This is a genomic window from Vibrio agarivorans (assembly GCF_030409635.1).
GTDB lineage: Bacteria > Pseudomonadota > Gammaproteobacteria > Enterobacterales > Vibrionaceae > Vibrio > Vibrio agarivorans.
The window spans coordinates 333683-351595 of record NZ_JAUFQF010000001.1; the positions used below are offsets into that span (position 1 = coordinate 333683).

Below are 17913 nucleotides of genomic sequence, written 5' to 3' on the forward strand. Positions count from 1 at the left end.
CTTATATCTACACTTATAAAGATAATAACGAGTATGAACAAGACAAAAATTGCACTTATCCTATCGAGCTTGCTGTTTGGCGCATATGGTTGTCAGTCGACGACAGGATCTCAACCGGAAACTTCTGGAGAGAGTGAGGAACAAGCGAGCATTGCTATCCCTGATTTTGAATCGGATAGTTTCTTTAATAACGTACAAGCATCACACGCGAAATCTGAAAAAGTAACAGGCGTTGGTGTTACCTCAGGTGACTCTGCTTTGAAGGTGACGTTTGATGCTGTCTCAGAAGCAAACAAATTTAAATACTGGCCTAATGTGAAGTTCTTCCCCGAAGGTGGATTGTGGAACTGGAATAACAAGGGCAGTTTAAAGGTTGATGTCACAAACCCAAGTGACAAGCCTGTAACGTTTATCTTTAAGATCGTTGATAACGTTGGCCAAATGGGTGCGGCGACCAACCAGCTTAACTATGCAGTGACAATTCCTGCCAACAGTACCGAAAATGTTGAGATGCTATTTAATGGTGGTAAGCGTGGTCTTGCTGGTTACTGGGATGGTCAGAACATTAACTTGCGTAAACTGGCCGAGCTGCAGGTGTTTGTTCAAGGGCCAATGGATGAGCAAACCATTATTCTCGATAACCTACAACTGGTAGATGCAACGGGTGATTTTATCTCTGCTGAGGAACAAGTCGTCGAAGCAGGGCCAATTCCGACATTAAAATCAATCACCAGCTTTGAATCTGGTGAAAAGCACTTTGTATCAGACCGCAGCGTATCGACGACCATCGAAAAAGTGAAATCAGATGGTGGCCTTGGCCTTCAAGTGAAATTCAAAGCAGACAACGCCTATCCAAATATCACCTTTATGCCAAGCCGCCCTTGGGATTGGTCTCAAGAGGGTAACTTTAACCTCGCCTTTGATATTGAAAACCCTACCAATGATCCTATCCAGATGTTTGTTCGCGTTGACCAAGCGGAAAACAAAAACTGGGGTGGCACGGCTGACGGTGTGAAAGACAGTATGTCAAACTACGTGACGCTGCTACCTAATGAGACAAGCACATACTACATGAGCCTAAGTCAGCTAGAAGGCCATATTGTTTCTGGCATGCGCAGTGAGCCACCTAAGAAAGCGTATAGCGCACAAGCCATTAGCTACGGCTGGGGTGAAACCAGCTTAGATTTGTCTAATATCGTTTCAATTCAGCTTTATCTGCAAAACCCAACCAAAGACGCCACGATTGTGGTTGACTCAATTCGCTTAGTACCAAACCTTGACGCTGACACGACGCGTTACGAAGGTTTAGTCGATCAGTACGGTCAGTTTACCGGCAGTGACTGGGCTGAGAAAGTACACAAGGATGAAGAACTACGTGCTTCAGGCAAAGCGGCGCTTGAGCATCTTGGCAAAGCCGAGCTGATGTCTGACCGCAGTAAATTTGGTGGCTGGAATGCAGGTCCTCGTATGGAGGCCACAGGGTTTTTCCGCACCGAGAAGCTGGATGGCAAGTGGACGTTAGTTGACCCAGAAGGCTACCCGTTCTTCATGACAGGTCTTGCTAATATTCGAATGGATGACACTGTTACCATTACGGGTGCCGATTTTGACAATCCAGAGACAAAGCAAGGGCGTCAAATCGCATCACCATTGCGTGAATCGATGTTCACGTGGCTACCAGAGTATGACGATGAACTTGCTGTGAACTATGACTACGCCGGTTATGTCCACTCCGGTGCATTGAAGAAAGGCGAGGTGTTCAGCTTCTATCGTGCCAACCTGATGCGTAAATACGACACTTCGCAGAAAGAAGCGATGGAGATTTGGCGTGATGTGACGCTTGATCGTATGCAAGATTGGGGTTTTACCACGTTGGGTAACTGGATTGATCCGATGTTCTTCGGAACCGAACGCGTTGCTTATGAAGCGCACGGTTGGATCATGGGTGAACACAAGCGAATCAGCACAGGTAATGACTACTGGGGTCCTATTCATGACCCGTTTGATCCGGAGTTCAAGCAAAGCACGAGAGAGATGGCAGAAGGTCTCGCGAAACAAGTGGAGAAAGATGACCCGTGGCTATTGGGTATCTTTGTCGACAACGAGATCAGCTGGGGTAATGTGCTGAATGAAGCCAACCATTATGGTCTTATTGTCAACGCACTAAGCTATGACGCGAAAGAGAGCCCTGCGAAGGCGGCATTCTCAACATATCTAAAAGAGAAATACACTACGATCAATGCCCTAAATCAGGCGTGGGGAACGGCCCAAGTCAACTCTTGGGAAGAGTTTGATAAGTCGTTCGACTATCGCAGCAGCCTAAAGCCAGGTATGAAGCGTGACTACTCAGACATGTTAACCATGCTGGCAGATAAGTATTTCTCTACAGTAGATGCTGAGCTAGAGCGCGTGTTGCCAAATCACATGTATCTAGGTGCTCGATTTGCTGATTGGGGTGTGACACCAGAAATTGCAAAAGGTGCAGCAAAGTATGTGGATGTCATGAGTTACAACCTCTACGCCAATGACCTGAACGACTCGAAAAAAGCACACTTTAGAAAGTGGCTAGCTGAGGTAGACAAGCCAAGTATCATCGGTGAGTTCCATTTTGGCTCGACAGATACAGGTCTGTTCCACGGCGGAATTGTTAACGTAGCGAATCAAACTGAGCGTGCCAAAATGTACACCAATTACATGCAGAGTGTGGTAGACAACCCTTACTTTGTTGGTGCGCATTGGTTCCAGTACCTTGACTCGCCAGCGACAGGTCGAGCTTGGGATGGTGAAAACTACAACATTGGCTTTGTTACCATCGCTGACGAACCTTATGTTGAATTGATTGAGGCGGCAAAGCAATTCAACGCAAACCTCTATAATAATCGCTTTCAATAATAACTGCTGAAAATAACGTCGAAAATAGGCACGGATGTTCGTTCCGTGCCTGATAATTTCATTAAGGAAAATGAGATCCATTTTATGAACGTGAATAAAACTCTAACAGCCTTGCTTATTGCAGGAATGGCTGCACCTACGCTTGCTTCAACTCTAATAACATCTTTTGAAGATAATGAAACCCATGGTTACGAGTATGGCCATTTTGGTAGCTCAACGCACGCCATTACAGCTGATGTGCAAACTGATGGTGATAAATCCATGCAAGCCAACATGGGGGCGAGCTATGAAGGTGGCGTTAAAATATACGCACCAAATAGTTGGAATTGGTCTGATCAAAAAGAGCTTGTCTTTGATGTTGTAAACAACACAAATGAAGATATTAATTATGGTGTGAAAATTCTGACTAACTATGTTTGGGATGATGCAAACGCACTATCTGAATATTTTAATGTTCCAGCAAACACTACTTTAAAAGATGTTGTACTTTCTTTGGACACAACAGAATATGGTTCGATTGGCGCATCTTATAATAAAGCAATGGCGATGGAGATTAATTTCTTTGCTGCAGAGTCTCCGAACACAACAGTATATATTGACAACATTCGGGTCTCGGATGGCACAACAGAGCCAACACCTCCGCCAACCGACCCAGAAGATGCTAGTGATCGTATCTCATCTGCACCCGTCAAAACACTAAAGCAAATTGAGGCATTCAACGAAATTCCAGATGACCTAGAAATCGGAGATGGACTGCAAATCGAGTTAACTGACTCAAAAGTAAGTGTTGGAGATAGCGCGCTAAAAGTTGCATTTAGTGCAAGTGCTGCTCAACTGAAAATACTGAGAGAAATAGATTTTTCTGGTTATGAAAATGCAGCATTAGCTATTGATGTAAGCAATCTAGGTGAAAGTGGCGTTTGGCTTCTGACTCATCTAGAAAATAGTAATGAAGGCGCATTTGCGAGACGTACGGGCTTAGTTGAGGCAGGTAAATCTAAAATGCTGTATTTGAGCTTGAATGATTTGGATGCTTTAGACCCAGTAAATAAATTGGGTATAAGAGAGTTGCCTGCCAGTGAAATGAAAGCTAATTTAGATTGGGATTGGGAGAACTGGGGTGACCTAGGTGGACTTGATTCTTTTCTGACTGATATGCGCTTCTTTACTTATGTTGATGCTAATTTGGTTTTAGATAACATTCGAGTGATTAAGGACTTCAATCACTTATCTGCTTATGAAGAGTTGGTCGATTCTTTAGGTCAAAACAATCAACATGATTTCTACGCTAAATTAGAAAACAGTGAAGCTCTCGATGGCTTAGGTGATCGAGAGACACAACTTCTCGGTAAGTTGCTCAACCGCAGTCAATATGGCGGTGCACCTACTGGTAGCAGTATTGTCGCTGATCAAGAGTGTAAACTGGCTACCCCAGCGTCATTCAATGCGTGTAAAACAGCAGATGGCAAATGGTATCTGGTTGATCCTGACGGTAACGCCTTTATCTCAACGGGTCTTGCCAACATTCGCATGACCGACACCTACACGTTTACCGGTGAATCGAGCACAACACCATCGGATGTGCGCAAATCAATGTTCACTGAGATCCCGACAAATCACCGCAAAGAGATGGGGCCTGTGCACAGTGGTCCGGTTGAACAAGGTGAGGGCGTGAGTTTCTATGCGAACAACATTGATGCTCGCCACGGTGGTGAAGAAGCTTGGCAAGATATCACTATTAAGCGTATGCAAGACTGGGGCTTTACGTCACTAGGTAACTGGACAGATTCTGCCTTCTATGCAAAAGCGGCCGATGCAAATATGCCTTATGTCGCCAATGGCTGGGTACTTCACCATGAAACCTCAGAGTATCCGATCAATCGTATTGGATCAGGTTATTGGGGGCCGATAGCGGATCCGTTTGACGACAACTTCGCATTAGCTGCTGAGAAAATGGCGGCACGGATTAAAGAAGAAGTTGAAGGGCATGAAGCCACGTTGATGGGCATTTTCGTTGATAACGAAATCAGCTGGGGTAACTGTTTAAGTGATAACGATGCGGCTTGTTATGAGCAAACGCTAGCAGCAATGAACACTGATGCCAGCACAAGCCCAGCAAAAGCTGCGTTTATCTGGTTCCTTGAGAATGGCTATGGCTACTCTAAAACGTTAGAGGCGTTTAATACCTCTTGGGGAACATCGTTCACGTCATGGTCTGAATTAGCCGGAGCACAGAGTTTTGAATACTCTCCAGGCATGTTGGGTGATTTAAAGTCATTGAATTGGCAGTTTGCGAACAAGTACTTTGAGGTGGTGAATAAAGCCGTGAAAGTAGAGTTTCCTAATAACCTGTATTTAGGAGCTCGTTTTGCTGACTGGGGCAGAACTCCAGAAACGATTGATGCTGCTAAAGGCCATGCCGATGTTGTCAGCTTCAACATCTACAAAGACAGCATCACCTCTGAAGATTGGCAATCAGATGTACTGGAGCAAATCGAGAGTTTAGATTTCCCGGCTATCATCGGTGAGTTCCACTTCGGTGCGCTCGATAGTGGTAACTTCGCTACCGGTATTGTCTCTGCAAACTCGCAAAAAGAACGTGGTGACAAGTACATTACGTACATGGAGTCGGTATTAGCCAATGCTAACTTTGTTGGTGCTCATTGGTTCCAGTACCTTGATTCACCAGTGACAGGTCGTGCATGGGATGGTGAAAACTACAACGTCGGTTTTGTTAACGTCACTGATACGCCATACAATCACTTAACGGATGCAGCGCGTCTGATTAACTGTGAGCTCTATGGCGATGATTGTTCAGCTCTAGAGTCGGATCTGGAAACACGGTCAGCACGTGATGCAGGCTCGCTTTACGATGGTCAAAATATTGGTATTACGTCTGGTCAGTTGAATGGGTTGGAAACCATAGAAGGTATTGACCCTGAAGAGCCAGTTGATCCACCAACTGACCCAGAAGAACCGCAACTGCGTACAGGTGGTTCGCTAGGTGCCTTCTTTGTGTCAATCATTGCCGTTTTAGGTTGGGTACGCAGAAAGTACGTGTCATAGCCATAACTACATGAAATAAAAGCCAAAGCCGCGATAGTCACTATCGCGGCTTTTTTGTCGTCTAGCGCACAGAATAAGCAATTGGTGCATATGTTGACCAATAATCGGTCTTGGATCACTCCAAAAAACATTATTGGTATGTACTATTTGTTTTATTGGTTATCCAATAACTACGTGAAGGAAAGGAGAATCTCAGTGCGTTTCAACAAAAATACTATCGCGCTCGCTATCATTGCCAGCACTCTTGCGGCAGGCAGCATTGCCGCTACAAAAACACCGGACACATCCAATAACGAAGCAACTCAAACAGATATGAGTAGTAGCGTTCAACCTGTTGTCATGACAGATGATGGGTTTCTATCAAAAACCGCCAACACACACACCTCATATAATGTCGCTGGCGAAAACCTAGAAATCGTGTTCGATGCGATTTCTGAGTCAGAAGCAAACTCAAAATGGCCAAACATGAAGTTTCGACCTGAGTCTGGTTCTTATGACTGGAATACCAAAGGTGGCTTGCAACTGACACTGGAAAACCCAGGAGATAAAGAAGTTCGCATTGAGATGAAGGTGGCGGACAATATCGGAATTATGGGGGCAGCAACGCACCAATTGGACCTACCGATTTATCTACCAGCAGGCAAAACAACAACAGTCGACTTCTTATTTAATGGCGCAGAGATGAACATCGAAGGCTATCGTGGTGGAAGCGAGTTAGATTTGCGAAATATTGCCGAGTTTCAGTTTTATGCGGTAGGGCCAATCGCCGAACAGAAAGTGGTGGTTCATGGCATTGATTTCATCGAGCGTACTGGTGATTTTGTCGTGTCAGAAGCTCGTCAAGGGCAAGTGATTGAAGCTCAAATCCCAACATTGCTTACTGTCACAGACTTTGAAGAGGGTATTGACCCTATCGTTGAGCGACACACGGGTTCTAACGTCGACCTTGTAAAAACCTCAACCGGCTCTGGGATTAAGGTTCATTACACAACCGACGATGACTATCCGACAATCAAGTTCTCAGCTGGCAAAGATGGTCAGGTTTGGGATTGGTCAAAGTATGGCGATGTTGCGTTCGCATTTGATGCGAAAAACGTGGGTGATTCAGGCATGCAGCTATTTGTGCGTGTCGATGATGCACTAGATGAAAAGCTGGGTGGTACAGCTACGGGAGCAGTAAACAGCCGGACGGGTTATGTACAGATACCAGCAAATTCAGAAGACAAATATTACTTCACATTTAAAGACTTGGCTGAAGGCTTGGATTCAGGTATGCGTGGCGAGCCGCCAAAGAAATCCTTCTCGGCGAGCCAAGTGGTGTTTGGTTGGGGTGAGTCTGAGCTTGATATGTCGAACATTGTCAGCGTGCAGTTTTACATGATGAACCCTCAAGAAGAGGCGACATTGGTTATTGATAACTTATCGTTGATTCCTAACCTAAGTACGGACACTACGAGATACACCAATCTGTTGGATGAGTTTGGTCAATATCAGGAAGAAACGTGGCCGGAAAAAGTCACCGATGTGGATCAGCTAAAGGCTCAAGCCAAAGTCGACAAAAAACTGTTGAAGAATGCCTCGTTGATGAGTGATCGTTCCAAGTACGGCGGCTGGGCTAAAGGTCCGAAACTAGAAGCAACAGGTTATTTCCGCACAGAGAAAGTCAATGACAAGTGGGCGCTGGTGGACCCTGAAGGATACCTCTACTTCGCTACAGGGGTAGACAATATTCGTATGGATGACAGCTACACTGTGACAGGGATGGACTTTGCTGATGCGGTAGAAGCGGACACTAAGGGCATGCGCCCAAGCCAAGTCGCTACTGAACGTTACGTGGATGACAAGCGTGAGCGTGTAGAAGCCTCGACCTTGCGCCGTGGCATGTTTGATTGGCTACCAGACTTTAATGATCCTCTGGCTGATAACTACAGCTACACGCAAATGGTTCACACTGGGCCACTTAAGCATGGTGAGTTATTTAGTTTCTATTCGGCTAACTTGCAACGCAAATATGATACTGACTCTGCGCAAGAAGCGATTGAGATCTGGAAGGACGTGACACTAGCACGAATGCAGGACTGGGGATTCACTTCATTAGGTAACTGGTCAGATCCTATGTACCGCAAAAACGGCAAAGTGCCATATACAGCCCATGGTTGGATTACCGGAGACCACCAACGAGTGAGTACAGGTAACGACTACTGGTGGGCGATGCACGACCCGTTTGACCCGCAATTCCGCGTATCGGTTGCCACAATGGCCAAAGAAATTGGTGAAGAAGTGGACAACGACCCTTGGTGTATTGGTTACTTCGTTGATAACGAGTTGAGTTGGGGTAACACCGTTAACGATACGAACCATTACGCTTTAGCGGTTTCTGGCTTGCGAGAAAGTGCTGAATCAAGTTCAACTAAAGTTGCTTTCGATGAATTGCTAAAAGAAAAGTATGGTTCGATTGAGAAGTTTAACCAAGCTTGGGGCGCGGACGTTGCTTCTTGGAATGAATTCGCCAAAGGTTTCAACTACCAAGGTGAATATACTGATACGGTCAAAGCCGACCTGTCGATTCTATTGGATGCCTTTGCTGATGAGTTCTTTGCTGTCGTGAGCGAAGAGATGGAGAAAGTGCTGCCTAATCACCTCTACATGGGTGTACGTTTCTCTGATTGGGGGATAACCCCAGAAGCTGCGACAGCAGCCGCTCGCTATGTTGATGTGATGAGTTACAACCTCTACGCAACTGACCTAAATGCGAAAGGGGATTGGAGTCGTCTTCCAGAGTTAGACAAACCAAGTATTATCGGTGAGTTCCACTTCGGTTCAACCGACTCAGGTTTGTTCCACCCTGGTATTATCAGTAGTGATGACCAGAAAGGTCGCGCAGAGTCTTATGCTAAGTACATGGAAAGCGTTATAGACAACCCATATTTTGTGGGTGCGCATTGGTTCCAATACATGGATTCACCAGTAACAGGGCGAGCGTGGGATGGCGAAAACTACAACGTTGGTTTCGTAACGGTAACAGATACCCCATACGAGCCTTTGGTTGAGTCTGCGAAAGAGATCAACCGAAACCTTTACAATCGCCGATTTGGTTCTTTGAATTGATGGTTTTATAGGGGTAATATTGACAGAGGGAGCCAATGGCTCCCTTTGATGTTTTAGTCTCTATGGTCGAGTCGCTTAGTATCTTTCATCTCGACCGTACAACGCACGGGCAGCTACTTCTTTTGGAACTACGGTTTTTCCAATAGGTGCGAGCGAAATCAGCGCCAGCTTGAGGTGTTGAATCGCGAAGGGAATACCGATAATGGTGATAAAACAGGCGACGGCTGAAGTAATGTGACCAATTGCCAGCCAAATACCGGCAAACAAGAACCAGATAATATTTCCTATCATACCTAGCGGGCCAGTACCGATGTCAGACTCTTGGGTGAGTTCATCGCGAGAGATAGCCTCATAACCAAATGGGAAGAAAGAGAAATTACCCAATACAAAGCAGGCGCGTCCCCAAGGAATACCTACGATTGTAATGAACGCGAGCAAACCAAAGAACCACCATAGAAGTCCCATGAAGACACCGCCAAAAAGAAACCAGATAATATTGCCGAGCGTTTTCATTTGTTAATCCTTAATCAATCTTATATTCGATAAGTCTACACCTAAATAAATCGAAGTGACACGTGCCTGAGTGCTCACCTCGATTTACAGTGATGGCTCAAAATGAGTCTGAGGTATGGAAGTCGATACTAAAGCCATTACGATCTTTCGCTTTCACTTTATACAGCGCACCATCGGCAAGATTGAATAGTTTGTCGTAATGGATGTTTGATGAATTACCATCTACATAGGCACCACCGCACGATAGGGTGAGATAGTTATCAACGGGCGAACTTGGATTCTCAATTTTAAGCGTTGCTATCGCTTGATAGAGTTGGTTCAGTCGAAGCTCAAGTTCAGAGACGGAATAGCTCAAACTGAGCATCAAAAACTCATCGCCACCATAGCGAAATAGGTAGTCATTAGGGCAATTAAAGGTGTTAAGAAGTGCTTGAGAGACTTCTCTAAGAACCTCATCTCCTTTTTGATGCCCGTAGTGATCGTTGTAGCTCTTGTAGTAATCGATATCGATGATCACCATAGAAAGTGACAGGTGTTGATTGATAGCACGGTTGATCACTTGAGGCGTTATGGAGTCGAGAGAATATCGGTTGTATAGCCCGGTTAAGGGATCGGTTTTGCTAAGTTTATCGAGTGTTTTATTGGCTAATTCAAGCTCTTGTCTTTGCTGGCGGTTATCGAGAGCGATCGCGATAAATGATGCTAGTTGCTCAAATAGTCGGCAATGATGTTGTTGATATTGGTTCACGAGTCTGTGTTGTACTGACAGAATCCCCAATACACGATCACCGAGGGTGATAGGCGTAATTATGACCGAGTTGAGATCGCAGTTATCTATGCCGCTTTTGTTTGTATCACTCGAGTCATGCTTGGTGCTGGTGCTAGCGTTACTGTGAGCCAGCCCAAGGTAGGGGCTAATCGCTTCCTCTGAGACGAGATTAAGGTGCACAGTTTGACGATGTTCAATACAGTAGGCCCCAAGACTTCGCTCGGTCTGTGTATTAACCGAAACGGATTTTACCGGACCTTTCTCATCATAAAAGTAACGATATTGCAGTTGATGCCTTTGCTCATCATAAATGGCAATTCCAAACTCAGTAGCAGGAAATATCTGAGCTACTTGTTGGTAAATCTGCGGTAAGCACTCGTCTAAGTTTTTTGAGGTGGCAACGTATTGACCAATAGCATTGATTGTACCGAGGTTTTCATAAACTTTAGAATCGACCAATTGCACTTGCTCTTGACGCGTAATTTTAACTGCATCAGAGATGGTATGACTTTGTTGCGTTAACGCGATATCCAAATCTTTGCTGAGTTGGTTTATAGCGCGGCGTTGACAGGCGATAAGTGCTTCTGGTTGCTGGCTTTTATTGAGTAGCTTCTGCTCAACATCAAGAAACAAGCGTTGAAACTCACCATAGTCATTATTCTGTAGCTTGGGTTTAACCATGCTAAGTACTTGGGTGGCTTGCACATTTTGCTCAATTGACTCAAGGTATTTAGCCCAATATAAGCCGTTTTCAATGCGGTTAAAGTTCACCTTAACCGATTTATATAGGCGCTCAGCCGTTTCAAAGTGTTCTATGATCTCAGTGTGAGGATAATGCTGTTTGTCGAGCACTTTGGCGTGGGTGAGATAAGTGTGAGCGATCGCTTCTACACGCGGGTTATCGATACTGATAGCAAGATTAACCGCTTTGGTTAGATAGAGGATTGATAGTTGCACCTCTTTGAGGTGTGCATACGCATAACCGACATTGAGTAAGCATATTGCTTGGTTATATGGGTTATTGATAGTTTTTGAGTTTGCGATCCCTTTGTGTCCGACGTCAATAGCCTCATGGTAGAGCTTCATATTGCAGTAGAGGCCGCTGATATTGGTATACGCAAGCGAAAGTGGGTAGCCATCCAGCAAATGAGAGTAGGAGAGCACTTCGTCAAACATCAGATAGGAGCGTTGGTAATTATCCTGTTCTGAACAGATAGAGCCAATCAGAATTTTCGACAGCAAAGAAAGCGTCAGTTCCGACTCATCACACGCATTGATGCAGTGTTCGTAATTTTGAACGGCGAGTTCGAGTTCGTCGTGACGATCGTGCGTAAGGCCAACGATGAAATGTTTGATACTTTGTGGGATCGTCTCATCATAGTCAGCTGCAATTGTGTTTAGCACACTTTTAATTTTCTCTAAGCCTTGAATATCGGGGTATTTTTGTAATTGTGTCAATAAACCAATCATCTTGGTTTTTGCCTGACTGAGCGTTGTCATTATATATATTAATTATTTATGTTATTTCATTAGGTTGTTTAATCTACTTATCGCATGCTGTCAATTAAAAGACCAAAAAACGAGCTAAATTTAGCTTATTTACATCCAATGTAGACGACGTGACATTGTTCCAATGAAAAAAAGCCCTACGTTCCGGAATAACGTAGGGCTTTTCGTTGTGGAGTCTTTAAATTAATGCTGAAGCATTACTCACAAGGTGGTGCAAGGTGAATCAACGCTAGGCCGCCAAGAGAGGTTTCGCGGTATTTCTTATTCATATCTTTACCTGTTTGGTACATGGTCTCGATAACCTTGTCCAAAGAAATCAGGCATTTGCTGGTGCGTTTCAGTGCCATGCGAGAGGCATTGATCGCTTTCATTGCACCCATAGCATTTCGCTCAATACAAGGCACTTGAACTAAACCACCGATAGGGTCACACGTCATGCCCAGTGAGTGTTCCATTGCGATTTCAGCCGCGATACAGATCTGTTCGTTGCTACCGCCACGCAGAGCAGTTAGACCTGCAGCAGCCATGGAAGATGAAACGCCAATTTCGCCCTGACAACCCACTTCCGCACCAGAGATTGAAGCATTGGTTTTGTAAAGGATGCCGATAGCGCCTGAAACTGCAATGAAGTCTTTAAGCTGCTTAACATCCAGCTCTTTGATGAAACGGTGGTAGTAGGTTAGGACTGCCGGAATAACGCCAGCTGCACCATTGGTTGGTGATGTCACCACTTGGCCACCTGCAGCGTTTTCTTCGCTGACAGCAAAAGCAAACAGGTTGATCCAATCCATAATCTCCATAGGGTCGTTTTCAATCACGGCGTTTGCTTCTAGCTTCTTAAGCAAGTTAGGTGCACGACGAGTAACGTTTAGACCGCCGTCAAGAATACCTTCTGTACCGAACCCACGCTCCATACATTTGCTCATTACCGCCCAAATCTGCTCAGCTTTGTTGTCGATAGCGTCTTGATCTTGGAACGACAGTTCATTACGCAGCACCATGCCACCCAGGCTCAAACCATTTTTCTCGGCTTGCTCAAGCATGCTATCGGCGCTTTTGAATGGGAACTCTACGTCTTTTTCCGTCGTGCCAGTGCCGTTCATTAGCTCATCAGCAGTTGCGATAAAGCCACCGCCGATAGAGTAATAGGTCTCAAAGCCAACTTGCTTCGCTTGAGCATCGTACGCTGTAATGGTCATGCCGTTTTCATGAAGAGGGAGGTTATCTTCGTGGAACAGCATGTCTGTTTCATAGTTGAAAGCGATGGTGTGATCGCCAGCGATAGACAGCTCACCATTATCGATAGCATGACGCATGGCTTGGTTTGCAGACGTGATATGAATCGTGTCTGGGCGGTTACCTAATAGGCCTAGAATTGTCGCGCGATCAGTATGGTGACCGATACCCGTTAGCGACAATGAGCCGTAGAGGTCGACTTGTACACGAGTCACTTTCGACACGCTATCACCAAGCAGTTGAGTGAAGTTGTAACCCGCAATCATTGGACCATTAGTATGAGAACTTGATGGACCGACACCGATTTTGTAGATATCAAAGATAGACAGCATAAGAATAAACCTTTACGACAAACGCCTTAACAGTAAGTTTAGGCAAAAGCTGCAAGCAGCCATTTAGGAATAACGAAACATGCAGCGATGGAAATGGCTGCAAACACAAGTAGGCCATACTGACTCATACTCGGCTTTATGATTAAGTGTTTTTGAGAATGAATAAAGCGTTCATTCGCTTTTGAGTTTTCACCCCATTTGGCGCTGACAACAACACCCAAAATTAAAAATACGGCAGTGCCAATTGGCGCAAACCAAGGCCATGAAATTGCACTGCTCTGTGCTGCAAATACGGCAATGATGCTGGTGATACTGCCGGCAATAACGCCTTTCTCATTGGCTTTGTCAAAGAATAGGCCTAATACAAACGAACCTAGGCGAATACCAACAAAAATTGACGTCAAACTTGCAATCGTTTTCAGCACAGACTCGTTGGAGATAGCAAACAGAGCAGGGAGGATGACTGATGCTGCAGCGGCCAAGCTAAGTTTACGTGCAACGGATTCATAGTGTTTACCCGAGGCATTTTTATTAACAAAACGTTTGTAGATGTCGAAGGTTGCCACCGTCGCCATTGAGTTATAGGTCGAATCTAATGTCGACATCGCCGCCGCAGCGAGCGCAGAAATAATCAAACCAATAACGATTGGATTGGTATGGTTGAATACAAAATCCAAAATCACTTCATTGCTGTTCTCAAATGGGTGGCCTTGGTAATAAATGGACAACAACACACCTAGCACCGCAAAAATCAGATAGATAAAGAACGCACCATACCCACAAAGCAGCATCGATTTTTTAGCATGCTCCACCGAACGCGTCGCAAGCGTACGTTGGATAATCAGTTGGTTCGTACCATACACACTCAAGTGTAAAAACGTCACCGCGAAGACACCTGCCCAGATGGTTGTATCAACACCGGGATCAAATGAACTGTTGACGATATTCAATAGTTCCGGCGAAGGGGCAGCGTAGTCGCCCGTTGAAATATTGAATAACAAAATGGCGATGATGCAAATTGTACCTATGACGAGTACGGCAGATTGCAGCATGTCTGTCCAGATCACGGTGGATATACCACCCGCGTAGGTATAAATCGCAGTAAAAATACTAATATAGATGATCGCTTCTGCTATCGAGACTGGAAGTACTTGTACCAAAATCAACGCGATAGCATACAAAATAACACCAGACGATATACATTGAACCAGAATGAAGACGATAGAGTTGATCGTTCTAGCAACAACGCCAAAGCGTAACTCTAAGTATTCATAGATGGATGTAAGGCCTAGCTTGTAAAAAACAGGGACGAAAAATATCGTGGCAAAGAAAATCACGAAAGGGTAGTTCAAATGGATGCTCATCGCTTCCATACCAGAACTGTAGACCCAACCGGGCATACCAACAAAGGTCATCGCGCTGATGTAGGTTGCTAGGATAGAAACCCCCGCAGTAAACCAACCGAACTGTTGACCACCTGTAGAGTAGTCACCACCGTTCTTATGCCGGACGTTGACTAAATAACTTATAACAATAGTGACAGCGAGATACAGGGCAACCACTAGCATGCTTGAATACGTAACCATTAAACTGGGTTTCTCGTTTTAGAATGATAATTTAGTGTTTAAATGTTAATCCCTAACGTTCTAGTTATGTATTATCTTCCCTGTTTGTTGTGATGATAATCAAAATTCAATGCGAATTCTCTATGATTTTAGCCTAAACTCAGTATTTATGTGACCTTGATCACCAAAAAACACTAAAACCACTCTTTTTGGGTGCGTATTCATTGTGAAATTGACTTCGATCACGGTTTTTATGTGCTAAAAGAATTTAATATTCGCTCCGAAGCAGAGAGCACTACCCAAAAGACTCATATGAAGTAGTGTTCTATTAAATATAACTAACTATCAGATAAATAGAGGTTTATCGGTCATGACTGCCAAAAAACACATGAGCGAAGTTCCTATGATTCAAAGGGTAGCCGCTTACTTAGCAATTCTTGTTGGCTACTTTTTCTATTGTTATAACTTTGTAATCATTGACTACGTACGCCCATACATTGTTGAAGCATACGATGGCATCAGCCTTTCTGACACTGCCCAGTTCTATACTTGGCAATCAGTAGGTGCACTTATTGGTGCATTGAGCTGTGCTTGGTTCGCTACCAAATTCGGTAAAAAGAACACACTAATCACCATTACAGCGTTAAACGGTGGTGCAACCATCATCAACATGATGTTCACTGACTATGCAACTTGGGCTGCAATGCGTTTCATCATCGGTGTTTCACTAGGTGGCTACTTTACTGTCGCTGTAAGCTTGATGATCGGTCTATTTACGCCGACTGTACGTGGTAAATTGACAGCGTTTGCCTCTTCTATGTTCTCTGTTGCACTAATGGTAATGGGTGCGTATGCAGCATTCATTTCAAGCATCGATGCCCCTTGGCAAAGCCTAATGTGGATCGGTGGTGTACCACCATTAGTAGCTGCTGCACTGATGATCTTCGTTCTTCCAAGCGACAAGAAAGTGATCGCTTACGGTGAAGAAGAAGCAGCAAGCAACGAAGCTTCTGGTGAAGAAGTGAAGAAAGGTTCTTGGGGCGAAATGTTAAGCAAGCCTTACCGCACAATCACTGTTACGTGTCTTTTACTAGCGGGTCTGAACTTCTACGGCTTCCAGTTCTTCAGTGGTTTTGTAACAACTTACCTACGTGAAGTTCGTGAATTCGACGGTGCAACGGTTGGTATCATCTTCTCTATCTCAGCATTCGGTTCTCTATTCGGTGCTTGGGTTTGGGGTGCAATCGCTGACAAATACGGTCGTAAAGTTAACGCATTTGGTTTCATCCTTGCGGGTGTAATGGCTTCACTATTCTTCGTAGCGCCTAGCGATGTGATGATTGGTAGCCTTAACATGTTGGCGATTCTAGGTCTTATCTACAACTTTGGCCTATCAGCTTCAGCAGTATGGGGTGGTTACTTCTCTGAGTTATTCCCAGCGCACCTTCGTAGCTACGGTGCAGCACTGTTCCATGGTGGTCGTATCATCGGTATGTGGGCGCCTATGGTTCTTATCTTTATCCAAGAGCGCAGCGACCTACAAACGGCAATGTGGGGTTCTCCAATCGTATGGATTGTAGCAGGTCTTCTATGGCTATCACTACCAGAGACGCTAAGAGGCGGTCTATTCGATAAATCGAAGAAAGAGAAAGCGGTAGCTTAATCAACAAATTTACGTTGGCGGGTGATGCCCGCCAATGAAAAACTTAAATCGAGTCCTGTTCCGACTATTGGTCTCGACGACTATAAAGAGAGATAATTATGTCTAAATATCAAGAAGCTAAACGCATCGTACGTGAATACTTCGATGCAATGGAAAACGCAACACACGAAAACGTTGCAGAAGTACTAAAAGCACACACTTCAGAAGATTACCTATTCCGCGGTGTTTACCCATTCCGTGAGCAAGAAGGTGCAGAAGCAGCAGCAGAAGTATTCTGGGCTCCTCTAATGAAGTCAATGACACGCATGCAGCGTCGTCAAGATGTATTTATCGGCGGTGAAAACGAAGTAACTGAAGGTGAAATCTGGGTAATGAGCATGGGTCACTTCATGGGTCTATTTGACGCAGAGTACCTAGGTATGCGCCCAACTGGCAAAATCATGAACCTTCGTTACGCTGAGTTCAACTGTGTTGAAAACGGTAAGATCACTAAGACTGGTCTATTCGTTGACCTTCTAGGCATGATGGATCAAGCGGGTTGTTACCCACTACCACCATCAACAGGTCGTCACTTCACTTACCCTGGTCCACGTAACCACGACGGTCTACTGTTCGAAGATGCGGCTCCTGAAGAAGGTCAAGCTACTCTAGATCTAGTAAACAAGATGGTTGCTGACTTATCTGCTCTTAACGACAGCGGCGCTATGGGTTGTCCACCAGAAGTACTAGCGAAGAGCTGGTCTGAAGACATGATCTGGTACGGCCCATGTGGTATCGGTGCTTCTTACACTATCCCACGTTACCAACAGCAGCACCAACTGCCGTTCCGTAACAACCTAAAAGACAAGAAGTTTAACGGCCACGTTTGTCGTTTCGCTGAAGGTAGCTTCTCTTGTTTCTTCGGTTGGCCAAACCTATCTAACACTGCAATCGGTGGTTTCCTAGGTCTACCTGGCGGTGAAGTTCGTGCTGACATGCAAGTAGTAGACGTTTACTACCGTGATGGCGACAAGCTATCTGAGAACTGGGTACTGATCGACCTACCATACTGGTTGAAGCAGCAAGGCCTTGACGTGTTTGACCGCACTTCAACAATCCTTAACCCTTCTTACTAAGACTTAATCACAGTGCCAACTGCATGACATTGGCACTGTAATAACCAAAGTCAAATCCGCCAGAGACCCCTCTCGGCTCTGGCGGGCTCTCAACTAGTACCTCATGGAAGGGGTACACTCCAATGATTATTTTTATAACGGGCAA

General features: G+C 44.9%; 9 protein-coding genes. 5 read left to right on the top strand and 4 right to left on the bottom strand.

All coding sequences use genetic code 11. The annotated features are described in order from the left end of the window. Positions 1–33: 33 nt before the first annotated feature. The 3 genes from QWZ05_RS01465 (at position 34) to QWZ05_RS01475 (ending at position 9066) form a co-directional block, all read left to right on the top strand. Positions 34–2892, top strand: a complete 2859-nt coding sequence (locus QWZ05_RS01465) for a beta-galactosidase (RefSeq protein ID WP_290296103.1) — start codon at positions 34–36, stop codon at positions 2890–2892. A gap of 84 nt (positions 2893–2976) precedes the next feature. Further along, a complete protein-coding gene (locus tag QWZ05_RS01470) occupies positions 2977–5958 on the top strand; it encodes a beta-agarase (protein ID WP_290296104.1) in 2982 nt (993 codons plus the stop codon). A gap of 195 nt (positions 5959–6153) precedes the next feature. Next, positions 6154–9066, top strand: coding sequence for a beta-galactosidase (locus tag QWZ05_RS01475; protein ID WP_290296105.1), 2913 nt, complete (start codon positions 6154–6156; stop codon positions 9064–9066). A gap of 75 nt (positions 9067–9141) precedes the next feature. Here QWZ05_RS01475 and QWZ05_RS01480 read toward each other — a convergent pair whose 3' ends face one another. The 4 genes from QWZ05_RS01480 to QWZ05_RS01495 all read right to left on the bottom strand — a co-directional run bounded on the left by QWZ05_RS01480 (position 9142) and on the right by QWZ05_RS01495 (position 15011). Next, a complete protein-coding gene (locus QWZ05_RS01480) occupies positions 9142–9579 on the bottom strand; it encodes a YccF domain-containing protein (RefSeq protein WP_264875640.1) in 438 nt (145 codons plus the stop codon). 97 nt (positions 9580–9676) lie between these two features. Then, positions 9677–11848, bottom strand: coding sequence for a sensor domain-containing diguanylate cyclase (locus QWZ05_RS01485; RefSeq protein WP_290296108.1), 2172 nt, complete (start codon positions 11846–11848; stop codon positions 9677–9679). Positions 11849–12054: 206 nt separating this feature from the next. Next, positions 12055–13425, bottom strand: coding sequence for an L-serine ammonia-lyase (locus QWZ05_RS01490; protein ID WP_290296109.1), 1371 nt, complete (start codon positions 13423–13425; stop codon positions 12055–12057). Positions 13426–13463: 38 nt separating this feature from the next. Beyond that, positions 13464–15011, bottom strand: a complete 1548-nt coding sequence (locus tag QWZ05_RS01495) for a sodium:solute symporter family protein (RefSeq protein WP_290296110.1) — start codon at positions 15009–15011, stop codon at positions 13464–13466. Between the two features lie 349 nt (positions 15012–15360). Between QWZ05_RS01495 and QWZ05_RS01500 the strand changes: the two genes are divergently transcribed. Both QWZ05_RS01500 and QWZ05_RS01505 read left to right on the top strand, forming a co-directional pair. Then, positions 15361–16653, top strand: a complete 1293-nt coding sequence (locus QWZ05_RS01500) for an MFS transporter (RefSeq protein ID WP_290296112.1) — start codon at positions 15361–15363, stop codon at positions 16651–16653. A gap of 98 nt (positions 16654–16751) precedes the next feature. Beyond that, on the top strand, positions 16752–17768 hold the full coding sequence (locus QWZ05_RS01505) for an ester cyclase (RefSeq protein WP_264875635.1): 1017 nt from the start codon (positions 16752–16754) through the stop codon (positions 17766–17768). Positions 17769–17913: the final 145 nt, after the last annotated feature.